16 protein-coding genes are annotated in these 23,919 nt (G+C 43.8%); 13 read left to right on the top strand and 3 right to left on the bottom strand.

Annotated elements, in window-relative coordinates; translation table 11 throughout:
- The first annotated feature begins 150 nt into the window (after positions 1–150).
- Both METLIM_RS10175 and METLIM_RS10170 read left to right on the top strand, forming a co-directional pair.
- Complete coding sequence (locus METLIM_RS10175; protein WP_004078349.1) at positions 151–2,523, top strand: PAS domain S-box protein; 2,373 nt, start codon at positions 151–153, stop codon at positions 2,521–2,523.
- Positions 2,516–3,136 (top strand): response regulator, encoded by a 621-nt coding sequence (locus METLIM_RS10170; RefSeq protein ID WP_004078347.1) that lies wholly within the window; start codon positions 2,516–2,518, stop codon positions 3,134–3,136. The genes METLIM_RS10175 and METLIM_RS10170 overlap by 8 nt, the downstream gene beginning before the upstream one ends.
- An 81-nt stretch (positions 3,137–3,217) precedes the next feature.
- Here the strand turns inward: METLIM_RS10170 and METLIM_RS10165 are convergent, their stop codons facing one another.
- On the bottom strand, positions 3,218–3,430 hold the full coding sequence (locus tag METLIM_RS10165; RefSeq protein WP_048145855.1) for a hypothetical protein: 213 nt from the start codon (positions 3,428–3,430) through the stop codon (positions 3,218–3,220).
- A 184-nt stretch (positions 3,431–3,614) separates the two neighbouring features.
- Here METLIM_RS10165 and METLIM_RS10160 point away from each other — a divergent pair, with 184 nt between their 5' ends.
- Genes METLIM_RS10160 through METLIM_RS10150 form a run of 3 tightly spaced genes read left to right on the top strand, consistent with a single transcriptional unit; the run spans position 3,615 to position 5,873 of the window.
- Positions 3,615–4,157 carry a PadR family transcriptional regulator gene (locus tag METLIM_RS10160; protein ID WP_004078344.1) on the top strand — a complete coding sequence of 181 codons (543 nt, stop codon included), beginning with the start codon at positions 3,615–3,617 and terminating at the stop codon, positions 4,155–4,157.
- A complete protein-coding gene (locus METLIM_RS10155) occupies positions 4,138–5,121 on the top strand; it encodes an ATP-binding cassette domain-containing protein (protein WP_004078342.1) in 984 nt (327 codons plus the stop codon). Before METLIM_RS10160 ends, METLIM_RS10155 begins: the two co-directional genes overlap by 20 nt.
- Before the next feature lie 2 nt (positions 5,122–5,123).
- On the top strand, positions 5,124–5,873 hold the full coding sequence (locus METLIM_RS10150) for an ABC transporter permease (RefSeq protein ID WP_004078340.1): 750 nt from the start codon (positions 5,124–5,126) through the stop codon (positions 5,871–5,873).
- A gap of 94 nt (positions 5,874–5,967) precedes the next feature.
- On the opposite strand, the gene METLIM_RS15655 is transcribed toward METLIM_RS10150, so the two are convergent.
- Together METLIM_RS15655 and METLIM_RS10140 are read right to left on the bottom strand one after the other, a co-directional pair.
- Positions 5,968–11,799 carry a S8 family serine peptidase gene (locus METLIM_RS15655; RefSeq protein ID WP_004078337.1) on the bottom strand — a complete coding sequence of 1,944 codons (5,832 nt, stop codon included), beginning with the start codon at positions 11,797–11,799 and terminating at the stop codon, positions 5,968–5,970.
- Positions 11,800–11,948: 149 nt separating this feature from the next.
- Complete coding sequence (locus tag METLIM_RS10140) at positions 11,949–13,445, bottom strand: DHA2 family efflux MFS transporter permease subunit (RefSeq protein WP_004078334.1); 1,497 nt, start codon at positions 13,443–13,445, stop codon at positions 11,949–11,951.
- Between the two features lie 99 nt (positions 13,446–13,544).
- Here METLIM_RS10140 and METLIM_RS10135 point away from each other — a divergent pair, with 99 nt between their 5' ends.
- The 8 genes from METLIM_RS10135 to METLIM_RS10100 all read left to right on the top strand — a co-directional run bounded on the left by METLIM_RS10135 (position 13,545) and on the right by METLIM_RS10100 (position 23,695).
- On the top strand, positions 13,545–14,114 hold the full coding sequence (locus METLIM_RS10135; protein WP_004078333.1) for a hypothetical protein: 570 nt from the start codon (positions 13,545–13,547) through the stop codon (positions 14,112–14,114).
- Between the two features lie 55 nt (positions 14,115–14,169).
- Positions 14,170–14,574: an IS200/IS605 family transposase gene (tnpA, locus tag METLIM_RS10130; protein ID WP_004076326.1), complete on the top strand. Its 405-nt coding sequence runs from the start codon at positions 14,170–14,172 to the stop codon at positions 14,572–14,574.
- A gap of 2 nt (positions 14,575–14,576) precedes the next feature.
- Positions 14,577–15,620 (top strand): RNA-guided endonuclease InsQ/TnpB family protein, encoded by a 1,044-nt coding sequence (locus tag METLIM_RS10125; RefSeq protein WP_004078331.1) that lies wholly within the window; start codon positions 14,577–14,579, stop codon positions 15,618–15,620.
- Entirely contained in the window at positions 15,587–16,351 is a 765-nt protein-coding gene (locus tag METLIM_RS10120; RefSeq protein ID WP_004078329.1) for a hypothetical protein, read from the top strand. Before METLIM_RS10125 ends, METLIM_RS10120 begins: the two co-directional genes overlap by 34 nt.
- 62 nt (positions 16,352–16,413) lie before the next feature.
- Complete coding sequence (locus tag METLIM_RS15650; protein ID WP_004078327.1) at positions 16,414–17,709, top strand: chemotaxis protein CheW; 1,296 nt, start codon at positions 16,414–16,416, stop codon at positions 17,707–17,709.
- A 190-nt stretch (positions 17,710–17,899) separates the two neighbouring features.
- On the top strand, positions 17,900–20,281 hold the full coding sequence (locus METLIM_RS10110) for a methyl-accepting chemotaxis protein (RefSeq protein WP_004078324.1): 2,382 nt from the start codon (positions 17,900–17,902) through the stop codon (positions 20,279–20,281).
- Between the two features lie 8 nt (positions 20,282–20,289).
- Entirely contained in the window at positions 20,290–22,737 is a 2,448-nt protein-coding gene (locus METLIM_RS10105; RefSeq protein ID WP_004078323.1) for a hybrid sensor histidine kinase/response regulator, read from the top strand.
- Between the two features lie 97 nt (positions 22,738–22,834).
- A complete protein-coding gene (locus tag METLIM_RS10100; protein ID WP_004078321.1) occupies positions 22,835–23,695 on the top strand; it encodes an alpha/beta fold hydrolase in 861 nt (286 codons plus the stop codon).
- Positions 23,696–23,919: the final 224 nt, after the last annotated feature.

Below are 23,919 nucleotides of genomic sequence, written 5' to 3'. Positions count from 1 at the left end.
ACTGAAGATAACTGACTGAAGATAACTGACTGAAGATAACTGACTGAAGACAACTGCCTGAAGACAACTGACTGAAGATAACTGCCTGAAGATAACTGACTGAAGATAACTGCCTGAAGATAACTGACTGAAGATAACCGTCCGGATAAAATGATTACAACCGGTGCAAAAAAAATGAACGCCTCAAAGAAGAATAATTACGATTTCCCGGAAGAAGAGAAGAGCGGAAGAGATCTTAATGGTCATATTCCGGAATCAGGAGGCAGAAACGATGCATCAATATCCGGTAAACCGGCAGAAGAAGGAGGAAATATTCTTTCGGGCAGCAACTTTGAGGCACTCTGTCATTTTTTCATCGGAAAAATTCCGGATGGAGCCTTTGTTATGGACAGTAACGGGAAAATATTATTCTCAAACAATATTTTTGCAGAGTTCACTGGAATTTCCCCACAAAATTTATATGATCTCAACTTCAGGGATATTTTTGGTTCTGAATATTATGAGGTGTTTCCTGCTTCTTCCGGTGAAATCACAGGTGCGGCAGTAAAGGATAAAACCGCTATTTTAACCGCTTATGTCTCTGGAAATGATAAGCATGTAACTGTTGGCATATCTCTCTTTAAAATTCCCGGAGAGAGGGATTATCTCTGTGTTATTGTAAAAGATCCGGTTGTTCTGAAAGAAAAGGAGCATGCAGAAGTAAAGAGTAAAAAAGAGTCTGAATTTTTAGAACACCTCAGGATGGCAATAGATGGTGGTGAACTTGGGACATGGGAATGGGATGTCGCAACCGGAGATGCGGTCTTTAATGATCGCTGGTTTGAGATGCTTGACTATAATCCCCGTGATTTCAAAGGGTCATATGATTCATGGCTAAATCTTATTCATCCTGATGACACTGACAGAGTCCTGGGTGTGCTGAATGCACATCTGGCTGGTGAAACTCCGATTTATGAGGCTGAATTAAGGCTCAGGGGCAGGAACGGGAGATATGTGTGGGTTCTTACAAAGGGCAGGGTGATTGAACGTGATGCAAATAATAAACCGGTCAGGGTGGTCGGGACAAATCTTGACATAACCGGAAGGAAAATTGCAGAGCAGAAGCTTAATGAAAATATGAGGCTTTTCAGGGGTGTTTTTGACTATTCTTTTGATTACCTCGGCGTGCTCAGCCCTGACGGAATACTGGAGCAGGTCAATGAGACAGCCCTTTCTCTTATTGGAAAGAGTCATGAAGATGTTGAAGGTTTATCTTTCCCAAATACCCCGTGGTGGACTCATTCAGAAGCAGAGCAGGCCAAACTGCGTGAAGTTATAGCAAGGGCATCTTCCGGAGATACGGTTCGCTACGAGACAACCCATGTGTCGGGGGAAGGAATACTCTTTGACATTGATTTTTCCCTAAAACCTGTCTTTGATGAATCCGGAAAGGTCATATTCCTGATAGCTGAAGGGCGTGACATCACTGAACTTAAAAAGACTGAGAATGAACTGAGGGAATCAAAAGAAAATCTTCAGACAATACTTGAGCACCTGCCGCGTGGTCTGGTCAGTATAATTGACAGTGAGATGCGTTATATACTGTGTGCCGGTGAGGAACTTAACAGAATGGGGCTTTCAGAGGACTTTTTTAATGGAAAAACGGTCTATGAATGCCATGGTTATGAATCCGGCCAAAAAATTGCCGATTCAGTACGACGTGCTGTCAGTGAGGGGATTACAATCACAATTGAAGAAGAGCATGACGGTCAGGCATTTCTTGTAAGGATAACTCCGCTTCAAGATCCGGACGGGGAGATCAGGCGTGTTATTATGCTCTCTATAAATGTAACCCAGGAAAAGAAGGCTGAAAAGCAGTTGCGTGCTGAAAAAGAGCTTTTCAGGAGTACATTTGAGTCACTGACAGATGCGGCTTTTGTGCTTGGGATAGACCCTGTCACAATCATTCTTGCAAATAAAGCGGCAATGGAAATTTTTGGATATCTGGAGGATGAACTGATCGGAAAGACCACCGATTTTCTTCATGCAGATGATGAATCATTTGAGAATTTCAGGGAGTATGTATACTCTCATCTGACTAAAGATAAGAAAATCCCCGAATTTGAATTTAAGATGAGAAGGAAGAGTGGAGAAGTTTTCCCGACAGAACATTTTATGTCTCCTCTCTTTGATGAATCCGGAATTCATACCGGCTGGGTAAGTTTTGTCAGGGATATTACTGAAGAGAAAGAGGCAAAGAAACGTGAACTGGCAGCTATGGATCAGATTCAGCATAATATTATGCAGCTTGCAACGCTCAATGACTCTATCAGAAACCCGCTTGCAGTGATTCGTGCGGTTACTGATATGGAGGATAATTTAGGGAACAGAGATATTTTAAATGATCAGATTGAGAGTATTGATGATATTATCAGGAAACTTGATATGGGGTGGCTTGAATCTGAAAAGATCTGGAATTATCTCAGGAAATATCATGGCATGAATAAGCCTGAAGGTAAGAGTATGGGGGAGAAAGATGAATAATATTCTGATTGTCGATGACAATCCTGTTTTGCTTGACATTTACTCGGAAATTCTCCGGAAGGAAGGATATTCTGTGTCTGTTGCTGAATCTGGTGATGATGCTCTCGATATTCTCAGGGACCGGAATTTTGGGATAATACTGCTTGATATTATGATGGAGCCGATGAACGGCTGGGAAATTTTAAGATCAATCAGGAAATTTAAAGACTCTGATGAGGCAGAGATAATTATTCTGACTGCAAAGGCACTTCATCCCGATGAGGTTTTAATTTACGGCGATATGATTCAGGGCTTCCTTATGAAGCCGGTGCATATAGATCTCCTCAGGGATTATCTTATCATGATAATATCTGAGAGGGAGAGGAGAGACGATATGATCTCAGGCTCTGCAAAATCTAATTTCTCTGCCGGAGATATAAGTGAATATGAGACTTTAAATCAGCAGATTCGGGTATGGGAGGAGCTTCTCTTTATTCTTGAAGATACATACGGGGTGGAGAAGATTGCCGAAAACAGGGAGTTCAGAGAAAAAACTGAGCAGATCAGAGATATTATCGCTGATAAGAAATATAATGCCCGGGTTTTGGAGAGTTCCTTAGGCCTTAGAGATTAAAAGAATATTAATAAATCGGGTCTTAGAGATCAGGGTTCTGGATTTTTTTATATCCTCTTTTTTTTCTTCTGTCTCTCCAACTTATCTGATCTCTCTAATCTCTCTAATCTCTCTAATCTCTCTAATCTCTCTAATCTCTCTAATCTCTCTAATCTCTCTAATCTCTCTAATCTCTCTAATCTCTCTAATCTCTCTAATCTCTCTAATCTCTCTAATCTCTCTAATCTCTCTAATCTCTCTAATCTCTCTAATCTCTCTAATCTCTCCCTCTCCGCGGTGAACATCTGCAGACATCTCCGGATTTTCTCTGCTCAATTTCAGACCGGCATATCTCTCTGCTGATATACATCCGGACTTCAGCCTTAGTTTCGATCTCTGATTATTACTCCTGCTTTTCTGCTGAATGGTTCAGATTTAAATATTATATCTCCCAATGGTACTACTAAGAACTGTTTTAATCTGAATGGTTTTCTATAGTATGGTTCTTATCAGGAATACATTCGATGGCGATAATATGAGCGGACCGCTGAAATTTACCGGGAAAAAAAATGGCAGAGGCAGGGGTTTGATCCAGCTTTACATCCTGCATTCACTCAACAGTGAGCCAAAATCCGGCTATGAACTGTTAAAGGAGATATCTGCAAAGACAAAAGGGGCATGGGTGCCAAGCAAGGGCACATTATATCCAATGCTTAAAAAAATGGAGGATGAGGGCCTCACTGAACTTTCTGAGACCGGACAGCGTGGTAAAAATATCTACCGGCTGACTCCTGAAGGCGTGAGGATGCTTGAGGATATTGTGAACCGGAAACGTGAGGAGAGGAAGAAGATGTATGTCTTCAGGGACCTCCTCTTTGAGATATTTGGTGAAGGAAATGTCCCTTATATGGCAGATATGCATGAGCTGCATTTTCTGGCAGATAAAATTCCGGATGAGAAACAGGATGAGGCAGCCCTCCTGATAAAAAAATGCCTTGATGAATTAAGGAGGATTGTACCTGATGACAGCAGTGAATGTTGAGAATCTCACAAAAAAATTCGGCGATTTCACAGCAGTTGACGGTATCTCTTTTGATATAGAGGAAGGTGAGATCTTCGGGCTTTTAGGGCCGAACGGTGCAGGCAAGACAACTACAATCTCAATGCTTGCAACAATGCTTAACCCGACTTCCGGAAAGGCGGAGATTGCCGGCTATGACATCCAAAAGAATGAGGACGGTGTCAGAAAGTCAATAGGGATTGTTTTCCAGGACCAGAGCCTTGACGAAGAGCTTACTGCATGGGAGAACATGGACTTTCACGGGCGCCTTTACAGGATTGAGAAAAAAATCCGGCTTGAAAGAATAAAAGAGCTGCTGGAGCTTGTGGGCCTGTGGGAGAGAAAAGATGACATTGTAAAGACTTTTTCGGGCGGGATGAGGCGCCGGCTTGAGATTGCAAGGGGCCTTCTGCACCGGCCGAAAGTGCTCTTCCTCGATGAACCGACACTTGGCCTTGACCCACAGACAAGGAACTATCTCTGGGAGTATATCGAAAAAATGAGCCGGGAGATGAGGATAACTGTCATCATCACCACCCATTACATGGATGAGGCTGACAGGCTCTGCGGGAGAATCGGAATAATCGACAGAGGGAAAATTGTTGCACTTGATACACCGGAGAACCTTAAAAAGAGGATAGGCGGGGATGTTATAACTGTAAAATCGCCGGATTATAACGGGAAAATGTCCGGAATTGAGAGGCTCTGGATAGAGAAGACAGATTTTTATGACGGCTTTTTCTCTGTAGCTGTCCATGACGCAGAAGAACACCTCTCAGAGATGATCGAAATCCTGATTGAGAGAAAGATAAAGATTACCTCGGTTTCCGTGCATAAACCCACACTTGAGGATGTATTTCTTCATTATACCGGCAGGTCTATCCGCGAGGAGGAGGCAGGGTCAAAGGACCATATGCGGATGGCATTTAAGGCAGGGAGGCACTGATTATGGATGTCATCTATACTATCTGGCTCAGAAACCTCAAAAGGTACCTGAGGTCAAAGAGCAGGATTGTAGGCAGCCTTGGGATGCCGCTCTTCTTCCTGATTATCCTTGGATTCGGGCTGAATTCGGTTGTGAACATCTCGGGTGTCGGCGGGAACTATGTGGACTTCCTCGTCCCCGGAATTGTGGCCATGAGTGTTCTCTTTACATCAATATTCTCCGGAATCCAGATTATCTGGGACAAGCAGTTTGGATTTTTAAAAGAGACTCTCGTTGCTCCGATTTCAAGGACGGAGATTATGCTGGGGCAGACATTTGGCGGGGCAACAACGGCGATTATACAGGGTACAATTATTCTTGTGCTCTCGCTCTTTATCGGGCTTGAAATACCGAATATTGCCGGGCTGTTTATCGCATTCGGATTTATGGCCCTGGTCGGAATTGGCTTTACATCCCTTGGGATTGCGATTGCATCAAGGATGGAGGATATGAACGGTTTTCAGCTCATCATGAGCTTTATAATCTTTCCAATATTCGGACTTTCAGGGGCAATGTTTCCGATAGACAGCCTTCCTCCGGCGTTTAAGACACTGACGCTCTTTGATCCGCTTACATACGGTGTTGAGGGGATAAGGTTTGGCCTTAACGGTGTGTCGCAGATAAATCCGTTTGTATGCCTTGCTGTCCTGCTCGGATTCTCAGGTGCAATGATAATTCTCGGAGCATTCCTCTTCCGGAAAACAAAAATATAATTCTTTTCTTACCCGGACATTTATTCCGGCACAGAGATTTTATCCGGCTTAGACAGCTCATAAGGATATAAATATGGGTTTTTCTCCGGCTGAATCAGAGACCGGGCAACTTTCCGGTGAAGTACCATGCAATCCTTGCTGCATCGCCTACATCGACATTTCCGTCCCCGTAAAAGTCAGCCTCAGGGTCTTCAGGCTCTTTTCCTGCTACCATATATGCAACCTTTGAGACATCACCTATATCCACAAATCCATTGCCGTTGAAATCACCACGTGGCCGGACAATAAATCCGTCTTTTAATGATGCAGATTTTCCGTCATAATTTGAAGTCTTCACAGTCCACTGACCAGGTTCAGCGCCATGAAGGTCTAATGTGCAGTTTATCACTGAAGGTGTTATTACAGTTACATTTGAGGCTTTCATATCCGGAAATCCGGTCTTTGTAAGGGTTACTTCAGCACCTGCAATAAACCCGCTCCCGTTCAGTAAGGCATTTATTAATGACCCATTGCTGTAACCGTACAGCGGGGCTATTCCGGAGAGTTCAGGAGGGTGGTTCTCAACTGTAATATAATTCTCCTTAACTGCCGTGTTATTTCTGCCGTCCTTTGAGACTGTAAGACTTACAGTGTAGTCTCCTCCCATGGTGTATGTATGAACCGGACCTTCCTCACTGCTTACATCTCCGTCACCAAACGACCATGACCATTTATCAGGGTCGCCTGCTGAGAGGTCCGTAAAGCTAACCCTCACCGGCACTGTTCCTTCTCTTGGTTCTGCGGAGAAGTCGGCCTTTAGAGTTTCAGCAAGAGGAGCAAATATTACGGGTTCTGCTGAATAAGCCGGAAGAGAGATTACTGTAACGCCCACCTCATGGTCTGCTTTATTGAGCCAGCGTGAACCATTCCATGAAGGGGTTTCATTGCCTCCGTACCAATGGCTGCCATTGTATTTCCAGACAGAAATACTCTCCTCAGGAATGTCTTTTAATGATTCCGGGGCGTAATGGAAGGTAAGGTTGAAGCTGAAAGGGTTGCTCCTGTAACTGTTAAAAGTATTTATATCGGCCCGGCAGCCCACAGATACAGGGCTGTATGGATATTCCGGTGATTTGGGTGGCTCTGGTGGAGCCTTGACAGGCTTTATAACAAGACCGTTGCTGCTCTCTTCAATAGAGAAGGTTGTCAGGTTCACCATATCGCCGATTGTGCTGCTCTCAATTCTGTATGAATTTTCGGTGTAGGTCTCAGCATATATTGCAGCCGGATTTCCGCCTATCCCATGCAGAATTGTATTGTTCCTGAGGATGGTTTTGGACGGGTTGTACAGGTAAATCCCCTTTCCGGAATAATTCAGGATAGTGTTTCCGGTGGCAAGATCACCTGTCCCCCTGAGCCTTATGCCCTCTGAACCGTTGATTATTAAGTTATCCGAAATTATGCTCTCCTTTGTATATGGCCACATATCTATGCCGTAACAGCAGTCTGTGATATTGTTTCCGGCGATCGATGAGCCATAAATCCGGTCGATATAGACCCCGCTTCCACCCTGTGCACTCATACCTGCAAATGTGTTGTTGAGTATCTGCATGTCTGAATAGCCGGCAGATGTAGCCGGGTCCCCGCCTGAGACTTCTCCTGCATAGATCCCTGACGAAGTGATGTTTGTTAAAATATTCTCACTGAATACTGTCCCGTTTTTGATCTTAGTGATATAAAACCCGTTATCACCCGTATCAATCAGGTTTTTCGAGAATACGTTCCCGCTGCAGTTTGTGGAATAAACAACTCCTCTTGCCCAGGTCTTCTGGGTTGTGTTTATGATTGTATTGCCCTCAAAGAGCGAGTTTTCAGCCGAAAAGTTGACCACGTGATGATTAAGGGTGCTTCCGGATATGCCGTTTAAGGTATTTCCGGTGACATTGTGATTATTCCCGATTATATCAAGCCCGGAGAAGTAATTGCTCACAGTATTGTTTAAGAGATTCCCGTCACTGCCGTCAAGGCGTATGCCGTACTGAAGCCCCCTGTCCTCAACACCGGTATATCCGGAGATCCTGTTATCACTGATTACATTTTCATCGCCGTAAACAGCCACAGCGGCTTCAGCACCGTAAAGACCTCCTGCTCCTCTTATATCAGAGATGCTGTTGTTTTTAACCTCAAAGCTGTCACCTGAAAGACGAAGTGCACAGATGAAACCTGAGAGGTTATTCTCTTCGATATGGCCGTTATTTCCGGAGAGATACATACCGTATGTCCCTGAATTATCTTTTGAACTGTGAATCTCATTTCTGTTAATCTCAAAGAATGAGGTGTCTGCCGGATACAATGAACCCATGCCAAAGTCAATGCCGTAAAGAGTAATATTCCGGACTAAGTTCCCGCTTACAGTGAGTTGTTCACTGCCTGATAAGATGCCGATTCCGGCACCTTCAACTCCGTCAATGTGGTTGCCGGATACTGTTATGTTCTCAAGAGGAGATTTGTCTGCCTCCCCTATCCTGATACCATCACCCCAGCCTGCCCATGCGGTTACATTTATGATAGTATTATTCCTGATTATTCCGCCTGATCCTTCCCTGAGCCAGATGCCGTATCTTTCGTCATATAGAGAGTGGCCGATATTTCTAAGGATGTTATCCTCAATGACTGCATCTCTTCCTGTAACCGTTATTGCTGCGGCTCCTTCACCTGTGCACCCCTTTACATCTGTTTGGTTTCCTTTTATATCAGCCATTCCGGAAAATGAGATGACATAAGCACGGTCCCCGTTGACAAAGAGATCTCCTTCACATTCATTTATCAGGCTGTCATTTCCTCTGATAATAATCGTGCCTTTGCCTGAATGCACCTGATTGTTCTCACCTGTTAGTTCTAATGAGGAAGATGTTGTGATATTGGATATCCCCAGATTGCTGTCAGCAACCTCAATAGAACTGTCTGATACGACATTTCCGGTGGTTATCAGCGCCCGTTCATCATCAATCGGGCTTAAATCAAGAGATACATAGCTGAACTGAACATTATCCAGGGTGAGGCTGGTAGCTCCGAGGATCCTTTTTGAGTGTAATTCCGGGGAATACACACGGGTATTCTTTATCTCAAGTCTGTGCCCGTTTGGATTCAGATTGGCTGTAAGCTGCACTTCCCCGCCGGCTTTATCCCAGGTATCATCGGTCTGCATAGTTCCGTAAACCTGTTCTCCAAAACTTACCGGAGTTACATAGAGCAGGACCGGCTTTCCTGAGATGTTTCGTGCATAAGTATAGTAATTGTAATCAGAACCCGGCCCTCCGGGGACATTTTTGTCAGTGAATGACAGTCCTGTTCCGGTTGCAAGGGTTGTTGCACCACGTACTAAATTATATCCTCCATAATCCGGAGTATTCCTAAACGGGCTGCTGTTCTCCCAGTGAAGAGAGGCTGTATCTGTTCCGAGATATACAATGTTTGCAGCCGGATATTCACCCGGTTTTGGCGTGGGGGTTGGAGATGGTGTAGGCGTTGCTGTCGGTGTTACAGTCGGAGTTGCAGTCGGCGTGGGAGTTGGTTCTGTTCCTGAGCCGACTTTAATCAGGCCGGTTTCGGATGAGATATTTCCCCCGTATTTATTGGATATTGTCAGATTGACAGTGTATGTGCCGTTTGCCGTGTATGTGTAAACCGGATTTATCTCTGTGGAGATGTTTTCGTCGCCAAACGACCAGAGCGATGTATAATTTATTCCGGTTGAGTTGTCTGTGAAACCGACTGTGAGCGGCACATCTCCGGATGTAACATTAGCCTCAATTCCGGCTTTAAGGTGCAGAGCTAAAAGCGCCTTTGAGGCGTTTATTCTTCCGCCTGTCATACATTTTCCTGAAAGCGAAGTGAGGGGATCTGTGTTTGAGGTGATAATCTCCCTGACCTGTGAGGTGGAAAGGGAGGAATTATATGCTTTGATAAGCCCGGCAAGCCCGGATACATGAGGGGCTGCCATCGAGGTGCCGTTCATTGATTTGTAATCCGGAAGTATCTTTGCGACATTGGTCACTTTGATATCGTCAACAAAGGCATAATCCGGTGATGATGTATTATCCCTTATAAAAATAAAAGCAAAGCGGATCTCTCCCGGAATGACAGAATAACCATTTGCCTGGTATGAACTAAAGATCTGGTCCTTGTTTATTGTAACCGTCTTCCAGCCACCTTCAGATGTGCCCTGTATCTGATAAGCAAAATTAAATGCACTCTTGTCCGGGCAGGATGTGTAAACATTAAGGGTGTTGTTTCCGTTCACTATTGAATAATTGCAGCTGAATGTAAGTTCAGGGAGCTGATAATCCGACAGTGTAAGGTTATTTACCATAGCGAGCCATGATTTCGTGTCATTTCCCGGAGGGCCGGCATATGCTGAGGATGGTGAGGTGAGATAAACAGAAGTATTTGGTTTCCACACGCCGTAATTATACCAGTTACTGAAGTCAGTAAAATTGTCACTGAAGATCTCCTTTCTGTCATAATAAACTCCTGTACTGTAAATCCCCGTCCCGGGTGCGGCAACATCCACAGTTGCAGAGCCATAGTTTGAGAAATATGAGAGGCTGTTTCTGTTGTCGGTTGATGCAACGGCAATAATATTTGTGCTGTTGTAAGTGGCAGGATAATTCGGGGAAGTATCGGTGTCTGCTGCACTGTTTCCCGCAGAGCATATCACAGATCCGGCGAAAGAGTCTATGTCATCTTTTAATGCCTGCGAATATGACGGCGACCCCCAGGAGTTGCTTATTATACAGGCACCGTTGTTCTTCGCATAGTTTATGGCTTTTATTGCGTCTGAAGTCTTCCCTGTGCCATAAGGTCCCATAAATCTCAGCGGCATTATCTCTGCTGTCCACATAACCCCGGCAACACCGAGTTCATTGTTCCCCACCCCGGCAACTGTTCCGGCACAGTGGGTGCCGTGCCCGTCAACGTCATCGGGATCATTGTCATTCTGATAAAAATCCCAGCCATAGAGATCGTCAATATAGCCGTTTCCGTCAGTATCCTTACCGTCCGCTGTTTCATTCCGGTTTCTCCACATATTGTCCACGAGATCAAGGTGGTGCATGTAAACACCGGAATCAATGACGGCAATTATAACGTCCTTTGATCCTGTTGTTATATCCCAGGCTTCAGAAGCTGAGATGTCAGCGCCGGAAGTTCCTGCCTGTCCGTTGACAGTCTGGCCGGTATTTTTCAGGCCCCACAGACGTGAGAAATCAGGGTCATTGGGCAGTTTGTCTTCATAGCAGTAGTAGTCCGGTTCGGCATATAGGACATACGGGCTGCTTTCATATGCAACCACTGCCTCCTGAACTGTGAGATCTTCGGGGAGATTTATGAGCTGCATGCCGGAAATTCCGTCTTCTGAGAAGTCGTGACTGAGGGTTGTATGGTAAGCTGCACTCAGGCTGTTGGCAGTATCTGCCATCACTGCCATGTCAGATGCAGTTTCCGGGACATAACGGACGATTATGCTCTCAGGAGCATAGAGTGGGCGGCCTTCTGAATCATCCGGAGATGGTTTTGTATTGCTGCTGCTCACGATGAGAATTGCTTCTTCATGCAGAGGCACTTCCTCTCCCTCATTTTCATATTTTTCAGCCGGATCCGGAAGAGGCGTCCTAAAAGGAGCTGAAGTATTGGCTGATACATCCGGTTCCTCTCCTCTTTCACTGGCATTCGCAGGAAGAACGGCAGCAGGCGGAGGTATTTTTCCGGATAAATTATTCAGTGTTACATTCCCGGATATTTCCTGAGAGATATACTCTTCTTCACTCTGGGTTCCCGATGCGGCAGCACAGAAGAGGAGTATAATTAAAATAGCAAGGCAGGCAGATTTCACAGTAATCACCCCGTAATCAATAATTTCTGAGATATTTACAGGCTGCTTAGCCAAAAAAATAATCCCGCATACCTTCCGGTATAAATTATCATCAGTGATATTGATTTGTGATGATCAGGAATATATTGTCAATGTATATCTAGATTCCGGTTAATCAGAATTCTGAAGATAAAATATATGATTTAAAAAAAAGTGTTCTTTTTTTAGATCATCCCGCCGGCGATCTCATTGTTACCATCATCTTCCAGATAATCAGGATGGATCTCATCTTTTGCAATAAATGAGAATATAACAATAATTATTGCAAGAACAAAAGCCCCAAAGAAGGCGAGGTCAAATCCGGAAGACAAAACCTCCATTTTTATATTTACCGGAGCCTGTGATGTTACATTCTGCCGGGCTGCAACAAGCGATATTCCCTGGAGGAATATCAGGTTGAATATTGCTATACCTATCGTCATAGGTGCAAATCTCTCAAGGCTTGTTAAGCTTGAGACCATCCCCTGGTATTTTTTGCCGACCGAATTTAAGATCATACTTGATACAGGAGTCACCATCATTCCAAGTCCGAATCCTATCAGTATGAGGCAGATAATGACATAGCCCGTTGACGTATCTGCATGCAGTTTTGTCATCAGGTAATACCCTGCAAGTATCGCAAGTGAAGCGGCTATGCAGAGTAATCTTCCTCCCGTCTTATTGTAAAGCATTCCTGCCAGAATTCCTGCAAACATCATTGCAAACGAGAGTGATGTAATTATAAGCCCTGCTGTTGATGAGTCAAAACCCTGCACATATTCGAGATAAAACGGCAGGAGATAATTGATTCCGGCAAAACTCAGGAATACAAGGCACATAATCAGGTTTGAGAAGAGGAAGTTCTTCTTCTTAAAGAGTCTCAGTTCAAGCAGAGGATCTGATGAACTTAATTCATGACGTATAAAAAGTGCAATGGAGAATACTGCAATTGCGAGAGATACCAGTATTGGAAGTGATGTCCAGCCAAGATCCTGACCTTCAGATACTGCAAAGAGAAGGGTTGCAAGTCCGGTGAATATGAGAGCCGCCCCGGCTCTGTCAAAGTTGTCAAGTGTTGAACCGTTGCTGACATGGGCCGGTATTGCCTTTATTCCGATTATGACTGCTGCAATCCCCACCGGAACATTGATCAGAAATATCCAGTGCCATGAGAGGTACTGCGTCAGTACACCTCCGACAGTCGGGCCAAGAGCTGTTCCGAGAGCTGCAATGGTCATTATAATGCCCATCGCTTTTCCTTTCTGCTGCATCGGTATGTAGGCAGTTATCATAGCAGGTGCAATTGCGGTTATCATGGCTCCCCCTATCGCCTGAAATACCCTCGAACCAACGAGAGTCAGAAACGAGCCAAAAATATCAGGCAGAAGAGCGCAGGCAAAAGATCCTATTGTAAAGATTATGAATCCGGATAAAAAAACCCTTTTAAAGCCGATTACATCTGATATTTTCCCAAATATCAGTACACATCCTGCCATTACAAGGAGGTATGCAGTAGCAACCCAGCTCACAGAACTTGAGGATATACCAAAAGAGCTGGATATCGTTGGGAGTGCAATATTTACTATGGTCCCGTCAAGGGATGACATAAAAGCTGCAAGGGATATGGAGAAAATCAGGAGGCCATAACCTTTGCCTCCCGAAATTCCGGGAGAATTTTCCATATTTAATTATTTTCTTTCTTTTTTTAAATAAATACCTTATCTTTATCATCTGTCCTGAATTATGGAGTCTGTCCTGAATTATGGAGTCTGTCCTGAATTATGTTTCAGACCGCTATTCTGATCTCCTGTAATCTGAAGGATTCCGGAAATGTCGGGCATAACAGTATATTACAGGACGGATTATTCTCCGGCATGGGGGCCTGCACAAAGGCAGCAGTGATTGTCGTTCTGATTTCGCTTATGGTTCTTCTCTCAGGATGCATGGGGGAGGACGCTGCAAAAGAGTCCAAAGCCAGTACAGCCCTGGCTGAAGAACGGTTATTGCATCCGGAATATCTCCCGTACAGCCTTTTAGTCTCAGATCCGGGTCGTTATTCCGGTGAAATAATTCACATCACCGGAAAAATAACTGAGATCTCAGCTGATAATACCGGCTATAATATTCTTGTTTCAACGGATAAGCAGGAAAACGGGGACTATTCCGGAGATATATACTCAGTTCTCCTCAGTTTTGCTTCCGGTTCGGTTTCAGTCGGCGAAATTGTTGATATTAAGGGCGAATTTATCGGAACCGGCGGTTCTTCCGGCTCACCTGAGATTAAATCACAGGTCTTCAGTTCAGTTTACGATCATGGCAGCAGAAAGCCCACGACTTTAGTCGTGGGATGAATGCGTCTATATCACGACAATAACTATATATTCTTACCCCTAGATAATTATACTGTTGGCAAAAAAAGAACGCTGGACTCATGCGAATACCTGCGTATATAATATTGGGTATCATATTATTTGGTGTCCTAAATATAGGCGAAATGTCCTACAACCAGATGTTGCAGTAAGGTTGAAAGAGTTATTGCATGAAAAGGCATCTGATATTGATGTGATAATTGAAGTTATGGAAATCATGCCGGACCACCTACATTTATTTGTTAAAACAAAACCAACTGCAAGCCCACATTGGGTTATTCAGCAATTTAAAGGTTATACTTCAAGAATTTTAAGACAGGAGTTTAGCACATTGAGAACCCGTCTTCCAACATTATGGACCAGAAGTTATTATTGTGAGAGTTGTGGTCATATTTCAGACGAAATTGTAAAAAAATACATCGAAGATCAAAAAAAGAACTAATTATGATTCTGACCTATAAAATCCGTCACAATCAGGACTTCACTGAAGACCTAAAAAAAGCCTTTAAAGTAGCGGAGTTTGCAGTCAGGAATCCAAAGTGCAGGTCTTCTAAAGCAGTTAAAGATATTGGATTAAAATCAGCAATATCTAACCAAATATTGCGGAAATATGGTAACCAGAAAAAGATTAAACGAGTACATAATGTAAATTTAGTTATTCCAAATCAATCAATCAGAGTCGATAAAGATAATCGGATTATCACAATAGTTCCATTAAAATTAACATTGAATTATCAATTCCCTGATTTTGAGAAAATAAATCAAATTGAAATTGATAAAAAGTTTGCTTATATATCGTGCACCGTCAAAGAAGAGTCCGAGATGATACCCTCTGCATTTATAGGGGTTGATCGGAACACTACGGGCCATATTGCTGTATTGGCAAATCCAGATACTGGAAAAATTGAAAAGCTTGGTAAAAAAGCACTTCATATCCACAATAAATATTCTGCAATTCGTAAACGACTTCAAAGACAGGGAAAATTCAGACAATTGAAGAAGATAAAGGATAAAGAATCCCGAATTGTCAAAGATTTAAACCATAAAATAAGTCGCAGGATTGTTAATATTGCTAAAGAACAAAATGCAGGTCTTGTATTTGAAGATTTAAAAGGGATTCGTAACTCCCGGAAACAGAGTAAATCGTTTAAATACGCCTTGAACAGTTGGTCATTTTATCAACTACAGTTATTTGTAGAATATAAGGCTAAGCTGCTTGGCGTTCCGGTGTATTATATAGATCCTGCATATACATCTCAAAACTGTTCAATTTGTGGTAAAATAGGAATTCGTAACGGAAAAGAGTTTAAGTGTCCACATTGTGGCCACGTTGATCATGCTGATGTAAATGCTGCATTCAACATAGCAAATCGTCAAAAAAGCATGGTTGATCGTGTACAGAAAGAGATGTACACGATGGGAGCACTGATACCCCACGACGCAATGTTTGAAGAATGTCAAACAACGTCAGAACCCCACGTGCTTTAGCCGTGGGAGTATGTCAGAGCCCGTCTGAGTATATGCAGATGGTGAGCAGAACTGAGGCCGGGAGAGCTGAACTTTCCAAAGAGAGTTCTGCTGATAATATATCCGGGAATATCTCCGGAAACGGATCTTTAAATGATGAAGCTTTTTATTCCGGAAATTTTACAGGAAACAGTTCTGATAATTATTCAGATGATGGTCCTGCCGGCAATATTTTAGGTAAGACAGATACACCTGATATATCTGACATACCTGATATGAACAAAGCTCCCGGCAGTCCTCCTGAACCTGATGAATCTTCAGAAGAATTCTATTCCGGAATTTCAGCTTCGCATTACCCGTCCGGAATTTATCCATCTCCGGGATATTCGCCAAAATATCGTGCAGGCATGGTTATAGCAGACAGGGATGAAAATCTGCTGATAGTTACCGCATGCAATACCGTCACCGGAAAATACGGCACACGTCCGTTATTAAAGAGCACTGAGGGTGATGCCTATCTCTTAAAGGACAGTTCCTTCATGGAGCTTGGTTCGGATTATGACAGATTCAGTTCAATTGAAGAGAGATATGCCACTCTTTATGACGACCTGAGCGTAAAGAGCAGAGAATCCGGATATAATTATATAAAAAGAACCGGTAACCGGATTTATATCAGGGTCAAGGAAAACCATAATATGAAAGGCTATCTTGCACCTGATTCTGCTGAAACCATGAAGCATGTAATCATTTAGTGTCTGCGGCCCAAAACCCTTAATCTTTTAATATTTAAAGACAATATTCACATTACTTAGATATGCAGCCCAAAAATTCCGGAATTGTATCCGGCAGCATGCTCCTCTTCTGTGCCGGAAATTTCCGTTGTGCAGTTCCTGTTACTGATGTAGACAATGTCATCAGAATGGTTGAGATTACGGATGACAGTTCTCTTACTGAGATGGAGAGAGGAGTTGCCGGAAGTTTCAGTTTTCACGGAAATGCTGTAACAGTATATTCTCCGGACGTCTTCTTTGGCGAAAGTCTGCCGGAACCGGAACTTACAGACAAATTAATTATTGCAAATCCGGCTGCGGGTAACTGTGCATTATGGGTTGAGAGTATTGACCGGGTATGCGGGGCTGATCAACTCTTTGGCACAGGAGGCAATGAAGATAAATACGGCCTGTCTTCTGAAGTTAAATCCGGGAATGATGACAGTCCCGAAATTCCGGCTAAAAAACTGTTGTCAGGACTTCCCGGTCTGGAAATCTATACCGAAATATCCGGGACTGAGCAGGCAGAGATTTCGGAAACCAAAGGATTGATAAAATCCGGTATAAAATCCGGTTATCCGTCCGATAAGATAGTTCTGGTGATTTCAGATATAAATGAGTTCATTGCCCAGGGTTTAAAGGGCAGTTACAGGCATATCTCCGGTTATATCAGGAAGAGGGCTGAATCAAAAGATTCTGAAGTATCTGTTAGATCTGTTCTTTCTGACAGTATTTCTAATCTTTCAAAAGAGGAGAATATATCCCGGAAGACCGCAACGGTTGGGATAACTTCCGGTTCCCCGATATATCACGGCTATGAATACCCTGACTTTGAGAAGATTAAAGAGATACTTAAAGAGAGAAGAGAGCAGATAGGAATGCCGGAAGGGGAGGCAGAAGAGAGTGAAAAGATTGAAATTCTCCGCTTCCGTCTGATGTATACCGAATACGCGGTTGAGATGAAATATATACGGGAGGTTTTAATCAACGAGAAGATAACCCCGATACCCGGAATTCCGGATTTCATCATGGGAATTTTTGCACTGAGGGGGGAAATCATCTCTCTTGTTAACCTTCGGGTATTATTCCGGCTGCCAAAGGCAGGAATTACCGATCTGAACCGTGTAATTATTCTCAGCAATGAAGAACTGACATTTGGAATCCTTGCAGACTATATAACCGACATCGGTTCGATTCCGGTAAATCAGCTTAAAGTTCCGGATGAGAAGACTTCCCCTATTGATATAAAATATATCAGGGGGATTGCAAAAGATTCTCTCATTGTTCTTAATGCTGAAGTCCTGCTCTCAGATCCCGGTATGATTATTGATGAGAAATAATCATTCCGGCAGGCAAATTCTGGGTTTTTATCTCCGGAAATTTGATTTCATTAATTTTTATCTCCGGAAATTTCTGTTATAACGGACTTTTGGCCTGTAAGATTTCCGGCATAATAGAAACTCTTATTAAATGTCTGAATTTATTAGATATATTGTAAATTCTGATAATTTCAGGTAAGAGGGCGTTTTAATGGTTCAGTTTTTCTCTAATATGAAGGTAGGCACAAAAATCCTTGTGATCTGTCTCTTTCTTGCAATAATGCCGTCCCTGTCAATAGGGCTTGTTGCAAACTCGGTTTCAAGCGGAGTAATTAATGACGAGAGTGAGACTCTGCTTCAGACACAGGTTCACGATATGAAAGGGTGGACGAACGATGTCTATAAACTGACCAGAAATAAGGTTAACAGTGATTTAAATGTTCTGAGGCAGAATTTTTACAGGAAAGGGACTCCTTCAATAGCTGACGGCGAGATGATGCTTGTCAATAGTGAAGGACAGAAATACATAGTTAATGACAATTTTGAGGTTGTTGATCTCGTCCGTGAACTTGTGGGCGGAACGGCGACGATATTTCAGGTGTACAATGACAGTTACGCCATCCGTGTATCAACAAACGTAGAGGAGAAAGACGGTTCGAGGGCTGTCGGTACGCGCCTGACTGACAATGTATTTGATGTAACAGTCAGGGATGGTGAGACATATTACGGTAAGCGTGACCTCTTCGGAGTGAATTATGTCACTGCTTATGAACCGATCAAAGACGCAGACGGAAAAACGATAGGCATCCTTTATGTCGGAACTGAGGAGGAGGAGACGCTTGATGTAGTCAAAAACAGTATCAGGGATACGGTTGTTGGTGAAAATGGATATATGTATGTTGTTGACAGTGAGGGCAATGTGCTTATTCATCCTACCATGGAAGGCGATAATATAGCCGATCAGGCGTTCTTCCGGGAGATGCTTAATAACAGGGAAGGGATCATCAATGAAAATAATGATCAGAATGTGCTTGATGCCTATACATATTACGAACCCCTTGACTGGTTTATTGTATCAAGAGCAGAACTCTCTGATTTCTCAGGCCCGACTGACACCATCAGAAACACCATCTTTGTTATTGTAACTGCCTTTATCTGTATCGGAGCCGCCATTGCAATATTATTCGGCCGGTCTATTTCAGAACCGCTCCAGCAGGTGGTTGTTATGATAAAGGAGCTTAGAAACGGTCATCTCTCTGCCCGGTTAAATATCCGCCGCCAGGATGAGATCGGTATAATGGCAAGGACAATGGATGAGTTTGCCGAGGACCTTCAGGTAAATATCGTAGGAAATATCAAAAAAATTGCCAAAGGAGAGTATGTACAGGATTTCAATGTCACTGATGAACATGATGAGATCCGTCCGGCGCTGAAGATTATGCTCCAGTCGCTCGATCATCTGCATAATGAGACAATCAAGATGACAGACGCAGCACGTGCCGGTGACCTCTCAGTCAGGGGTAATGAGGATGCATTCCATGGAGGATACCGGATGATCATTGCCGGATTCAATAAAACACTTGAATCAATAACCGAACCGGTAAATGAGGCGATGCGTCTTGCCAGGTACTATGCACAGGGTGATTTTACTGCCCGTTTTGACGAAAAAATCCCTGTGGCCGGTGAATTTGTCGCTTACCGTGATGCCTTAAACACAATAGGTATTGAACTGTCACGCTTAATGAAACTCATTACGGAAGAGATCTATGAGGGTGTTTCAGTCCTCTCATCTGCATCAAGTGAGATTCTCACAGTGACTACCCAGCTCTCATCCGCAAGTCTGGATACGGCAACTACGGTCAATTCAACCTCAGATACAGTTGAACTTGTCAGGAAGAAGACCGATCTGGTCAACCGGAAGACCCAGTCGGTATCTGAGAAGGCAATGAAGGCAATTCAGGTCTCATCTGACGGCCAGAAATCAGTCCGGGAAATTCTTGACGGAATGAACCAGATCCAGAAACAGATGAACCTGATAGGGACAAATGTAATAAAACTGTCAGAGCAGAGCCAGGCAATAGGTGAGATCATAGCAACTGTCACTGACATCTCTGAGAGATCGAATCTTCTTGCCGTAAATGCCTCTATTGAGGCAGCAAAGGCGGGAGAACTTGGAAGAGGATTTGCTGTTGTTGCGCATGAGATACATGAGCTTGCCGAGCAGTCAAAGCAGGCAACGGCAAAGATCAGGATGATCCTGACCGATATCCAGCGTGGTGTCTCGTCCACTGTCGTATCGACTGAGCAGGGCAATGAGTCTATATCTGATGCAGTATCTCTTACGAGCCGGGCCAGTGAGGCGATTGAAGTTTTAGCCAATTCAATTGCAGACTCCTCAAAGGCGTCAATTGAGAGTGCATCGTCAATCGAGGAGCAGGTCGCCGGCATGGACCAGATATCACTTGCAATGGTCAATATCCGCGATGCCGCCCAGAAGAACCTTGAAATTACAAGGCAGGCTGAAAAGACAGCAGAGGACCTGCACGAACTTGGCATACGCCTGAAGAATATCACAGAGAAATACCGCGTCTGATTAGATCCATGACAGATTCCGGCGACAGATTCCGCAGACAGTTAATTGAGACATTCCGAGGGGAGGCGGATGAGCACCTGACAGATATAGCTGAGGGTCTTTTAACCCTTGAAAAAAGAGGTGCAGCCGGAAGTCCGGATATAACTGAGAGGATATACAGAAAGACACACAGTTTAAAGGGTGCAGCACGTGCTGTGAACTTCCCTGAGATTGTCTCAGTCTGCCAGAATCTGGAGAACGTATTTTCACTGATGCAGAAAGGGGCTTTTGTGCCTGAAGAGGCCGAATTTGACCTCTTCCACAGGACATTAAAGACTATCAGGGGCCTTTTAGCTGAAGAGAAATCCTCAGGTGATACTTCAATAAATATTATCCGGAGTCTGAGAAAACTTAGCCGTGAGAACCAGCCGGATACGGCAGATGCTGATACCCGGAGAACTGATATAATTCCGGGCGAAAAAAAAAATTCATTTGATAAAGGACCGGACATAAGTGAAAGTGGCGGACTTCAGGAGACAGACGGGGACCCGGGGCCGGGAACCGCTGACGGGAAGGACAATACAGAGCCCGATTCCGGCGGCATAACTCCGGTGGGGAAGGTTGTTTACGACAGTATCTCATCATTAAGTCCGGGATATGGCTATGAAGATTTTGAGGCCCGTAAATCCGCCAGGGATACCGTAAAAATTTCCGCTAAAAAGCTTGACAGGCTTATTCAGGGTTCTGACGACCTGCTCACCACAAGGCTTCTGATCACCCAGAGGATGCGGGAACTTGAGGATATGATCTCAGGTTTTAACCTCTGGAGGTGGAATGAGAGCCAGAATTTTAATGATATTTATAATATCAGAAAGACTCTTATGTCTGAGGATATCTCTGATATGCCGCCTGATTTTATCCGGAGTCTTGAACATATACTCAAATTTCTTGAATTCAACCGTGATTTTGTCACAAATCTTCGTCATGACCTTGAAAGGCATGTCAGGGCTACCGAGATTGACCGTTCATCTCTCGAAGCAAGCACATCTGAGATCTCAGATCTCATCCATGATGCTGTTCTCATCCCGTTTTCAACCATATTAAACCCTTTTTCAGAGCACGTCAGGGAACTGTCCAGAGATCTTGGCAAGGCTGCGGAACTTGTGACAGAAGGCGGCAGTATTGAGATGGACAGGCGTATCCTTGAGTCACTCTCAGACCCTATTTTGCACCTTATAAGAAACAGTCTTGACCATGGCATTGAAATGCCGGCAGAGAGGGCAGCACTTGGCAAACCACCTAAAGGGGTAGTGAGTATTAAGATATTCCCCCTCTCAGGCAGCCGGGTAGGGATTAAAATATCTGATGACGGTGCGGGTATTGACACCAGCAAAGTCCGCCGGACAGCCGTGGATAAAGGGATTATCAGCACCAGAAGAGAGGAAAAGTTAAGCGATGAAGAGGTAAAAAACCTCATATTCAGGTCAGGACTTACAACAAGTCCGATGATAACCGAGTTTTCCGGAAGGGGTCTTGGCCTTGCAATAGTTGTTGATGCCATCACACACCTAAACGGCGACATTGAGGTATTGTCTGAGAAGGGAAAGGGGACGGAGATTACAATCAGGCTCCCGCTCAGACTTGCAACCTTCAGGGGAGTTATTGTAAACTCCTGCGGGCAGACATTTATATTCCCGAAACAGCAGGTGAAGAAGGTCATTGCCGTTGATCCGGGTGATATATCCTCAAAAGGTATGCACCATTCTGTGAGGTACAGGGGTGATTCCATAGGGCTTATTAAGTTATCAGATGTCTTTGGAGTCTATGAATATGATAAATCCGTAAGGGAGGGCAGGAAAATTCCGGTTGTGATTCTCTCATACGGAGTCGGGCAGATCGGCTTTATTGTCGATGAGATCGTCAGGGTGCAGGAGATTGTTGTCCGGAATCTTGGCAGCCAGCTTAAGCACATTAAAAAAGTTTCAGGTGCGTCAGTGCTTGGTGATGGCGATATCGCCCTTGTTATTGATCCGCTTGAACTGATTGAAGAGGCACTGAATGACTCTTATCTCAGAAAGGGGGCACCGGGATTTAAAGAGATCTCAGGGAGAGTGCTTGTTGTGGAAGATTCAGTGACCTCAAGATTTTATATCAAAAAGATACTTGAAAATTCCGGCTATCTGGTTGAGACGGCAACAAACGGAATTGAAGGTCTCTTAAAGCTCAAAGAAAAGGGTGCTGATATTGTCATATCTGATGTTGATATGCCGAGGATGAGCGGATTCACACTGACTGAAAAGGTCCGTGCGGAGGAGCAGTTTGCTTCAATACCGATAATTCTTGTAACCTCACTTGATACTCCGGAGGACAGGCAGCAGGGAGCATTCTGCGGTGCCAGTGCGTATATAACAAAGAAAGGATTTAATGAGGGCAACTTTTTAAGCCTCGTTGGTGATCTGTTAAAAGGACGGGTATGACCATGCGTACGGCGGTTATGCACCGGAATTTCTGTGCATAAAATCCTTAATTATATATCCGGCTCAGTTCAGATAATATACAAATGGCAGGGATATTATGAAAAAAGCAATTATTATCGCAATAACTCTCATCTTTACAGTCTGTCTTCTCTTTGCAGCCGGATGCACAGCTGCTCCGGCTGATTCCGGGAGTCCGGACAAAATTCCGGCTGATAAGACTCTGCCGGAGATCTCATATGAAAATACGCCGGTTCATTACAGTGAGGTAAACGGCGTTACACTTGGGTACCGTGAATTCGGTGCGGATAATACTGAACCGCTTCTCATGATTATGGGTTTTGGCGGCACAATGGATGGCTGGAATGAGACATTTATTGGCATCCTATCTGAGAACTATCATGTATATGCATATGATCACCGCGGTATGGGTGAGAGCACTGATGTTGATGCACAGTTTACAGTTGCACAGCTTGCAGATGATGCGGCGGGGCTTATCACAGCACTTGGGTATGACAGCATGAACACCTATGGTGTCTCGATGGGTTCGTCTGTTTCACAGGAGCTTTTAATTAATCACCCGGATAAGGTCAGAAAGGCAGTTTTGTCATCTGCAACGTATAGTGCCGGTATTCCGGAGACAGAAAAGCTGCATGCTCTTCTTCTGGAGAATGCAGAGGGTGAGGATGTCGATTCCGGTGTCAGAAAGGAGGCTGTGGCAAACCTTGAGTGGGACGGCTGCTATGACAACCTCTCCGGTATTGCAAATGATGTGATGCTGATAACCGGCACAGAGGATGAGCTTACGCCGCAGTCGGTTGCTGTTGATATTGCAGGTCAGATAAGCGGCTCATGGCTTGTCCGTTTTAAGGGCATTCCGCATGCAGGCTCATCCTATGCTCCGGAAGAATACGGAAGAATCACAACAACATTCCTGGAGATGAATGAATCTCCGGTTTAACTTTTTTTGAATTTTTATTTTATTTTATTTTATTTTATTTTATTTTATTTTATTTTATTTTTCTCTGTTCTCTGTTCTATTTACAATTTTTCCGGAATTATCCGGTGCCGGAAAAATCCGACTGTTAAAGCATAAATATCAGTTATGATTATACAATACTTATTAATGGTGTCTGATTTGAATATATTTTTTAAAGGGGAGATCAAAATAACAAAAACCGGCAG

It is taken from the genome of Methanoplanus limicola DSM 2279 (genome assembly GCF_000243255.1).
Lineage (GTDB): Archaea > Halobacteriota > Methanomicrobia > Methanomicrobiales > Methanomicrobiaceae > Methanoplanus > Methanoplanus limicola.
The sequence above is the reverse complement of the archived record's forward strand: the minus strand, read 5'-3'. Positions and strand labels throughout refer to the sequence as shown.